Source organism: Campylobacter sp. (assembly GCF_017646085.1).
In the GTDB taxonomy this organism is placed as follows: domain Bacteria; phylum Campylobacterota; class Campylobacteria; order Campylobacterales; family Campylobacteraceae; genus Campylobacter.
The window spans coordinates 1-2,052 of sequence record NZ_JAGCNF010000061.1; the positions used below are offsets into that span (position 1 = coordinate 1).

Consider the following 2,052-nt stretch of genomic DNA (forward strand, 5'->3'; position numbering starts at 1 on the left):
CACGCATTGCGACAATCTCGCCAGGTTTTACCCCATTTTGCTTTAAAAATTGACTAAATTCAAAGATTTTATCACTTAAATTAGCATAGCTAAACTCTACATCATTATCAATAATTGCAACTGTAAAGAGTTATTTAAAATCTAACTGATATAAAAATAGCTTAAAGATTGATTTTAGCGATATTTGATGGTATTTTTAGCAAAATCAAACTAATAAATTTAGCTTTACACTTCTTTACATTTTCTTTCCATAAACTTTACAAAGTTTTTAAAAACCATTTAAAAGCCCATTAAATCGCTTTTAAATCCTAGAAGTATGAGCTACTACTCTTCCTATTATTTTGCAATTTTTTAAATCTGTTGCTTCTATCTTAATAGGTTCATACTTTGGGTTATCGCTAATGAGCGTAAGAGATTTTGTGACTGGATTTTTATCTACTCTTTTGACAAAAATATCGCCATCATAGTTTATCACATATATACACCCGCTAATAACGCTTTGTTCATTCTCGTAAGGATTTATATATAATAGTTCCCCGCCGTTTATAGTAGGCTCCATGCTATCACCTTTTGCGTTTATAATATGTAGGTTATTTAAAGAACCAGTAATCTTTAAAAATACACGCAAAAAATTTATATCAAAACTCATGACAATAGGAGTTTCATCATAATTTATAATTCCAGATCCTGCACTAGCGTAAGTATCTTCAAAATAAGGTATATTTATAATATCTTGTGGCTTTTTAAGGTTTGGAGTGTTTAAAGGGTTACTAGGAGACAAATTTTGCGACTTAGAGACATATTTATCTTGACTAGGAGACAAATTTGTATCTTGACTAGGAGACATACTAAGAGACATTTTATTATTTTGAAAATTACTAATATCTTTTTGAAGCGCATTCGCTATTTTTTCTAAATTCGCATAAGTAATATTGCCATTATCAGTTTCATATCTTTTGATACTTCCTAATGATACTCCTGAAAATTTAGCTAAATCATATTGAGTCCAACCTTTTTCTAATCGATACTCTTTGATTTTTTTAGAAAGTCGCATAAATTTACCTTTTAATCTTGACAAAGTCTCATAAATGAGCTATAATTTTGAAATCAATTTAAAAATTTTATCACAAAAAGATAAATTTAACAAATGCTATTTAAATTTTTATTGTTAAACCAAATTTTAAGGAGATAAAATGAGTAAGTTAAAAGAGCTAGAAGTGTGGCAGCGTCAAGCAAGAGACGCTTTAATAGCTAAGATGTTTTTAGAAGAAGATGCTACAGAGGTGTTTAAGAGAGAAAGGGAACAACTACAGGGATATGATTTGACCCCTGTAGTTGTGATTTTGTCTAGCGAGATTCGCAAACTTCGTCAATCATCTCGAGCGCTGTAATATACCTGTTTGTGATATATTCTACGCTATCTTGAAACAGTAAGTGTGGCTCTAATGATTTTTTAGAGGATATTTGGATTGCTTCGTTAAAGCATCCAAATTCTTCTAAAATTTTTATAGCTAGTTGCTCTTTAGCGTTTTGGCTTAAAGTTTCCATTTTAATGACTCCTTTGTGTAAGATTTGTTGGCAGTACAATTATATCAAAGGGGTCTTTAAAGTGGAATATTGGTTTAACAATAAAAATTCAAATAAAGGAGTAAAAGTGAGTAAAAAGATGAGTATAGCTAAGCTTGTAAAAGATAAAACAAAATATGACTTAAACGACTACTGTGATATGAGGGGGTTAAAGGTAAAAAGCTTATATAACGGCTATATAAGCAAAAAAGCGGCAAAAATTTTAAAAAAAGATGGGATAAAAGTAGCATAATATGTTGATAGATAGTAAGACTGCGGCTGGCGCGCTTGGAGTAAATAATAAGTCTGTAGAAAAGGCTTGTTTGCGTGCTACAAAAGCAAATAAAAATTTTTGTAAAATAAAGTCTCATATATGCAACTTTATTTATGCTGATGGTATAGGTCGCGGTGGCAAAGTCCTCCAAATTTGGCTGGATGATGAACTAATTATAGACGCTATAAAAAGAGGAGCGATAGCAGATGGGG

At 30.8% G+C, this 2,052-nt stretch carries 5 protein-coding genes; 3 read left to right on the forward strand and 2 right to left on the reverse strand.

Translation table 11 applies throughout. The features are described from left to right. Window positions 1-301: 301 nt before the first annotated feature. Complete coding sequence (locus J6V67_RS03110) at window positions 302-1,054, reverse strand: XRE family transcriptional regulator (RefSeq protein WP_291858620.1); 753 nt, start codon at window positions 1,052-1,054, stop codon at window positions 302-304. Between the two features lie 163 nt (window positions 1,055-1,217). Between J6V67_RS03110 and J6V67_RS03115 the strand changes: the two genes are divergently transcribed. Continuing rightward, the gene (locus J6V67_RS03115) at window positions 1,218-1,391 is read left to right on the forward strand and encodes a hypothetical protein (RefSeq protein WP_291858623.1); all 174 of its coding nucleotides are present in this window, start codon (window positions 1,218-1,220) and stop codon (window positions 1,389-1,391) included. Here the strand turns inward: J6V67_RS03115 and J6V67_RS03120 are convergent. Beyond that, window positions 1,348-1,548, reverse strand: coding sequence for a hypothetical protein (locus J6V67_RS03120; RefSeq protein ID WP_291858625.1), 201 nt, complete (start codon window positions 1,546-1,548; stop codon window positions 1,348-1,350). The genes J6V67_RS03115 and J6V67_RS03120 overlap by 44 nt on opposite strands. A gap of 106 nt (window positions 1,549-1,654) precedes the next feature. Between J6V67_RS03120 and J6V67_RS03125 the strand changes: the two genes are divergently transcribed. Then, window positions 1,655-1,819, forward strand: a complete 165-nt coding sequence (locus J6V67_RS03125; RefSeq protein ID WP_291858628.1) for a hypothetical protein — start codon at window positions 1,655-1,657, stop codon at window positions 1,817-1,819. Window position 1,820: 1 nt separating this feature from the next. Continuing rightward, window positions 1,821-2,052: hypothetical protein (locus J6V67_RS03130; RefSeq protein WP_291858631.1), on the forward strand; the 232-nt coding region annotated here is incomplete at its 3' end.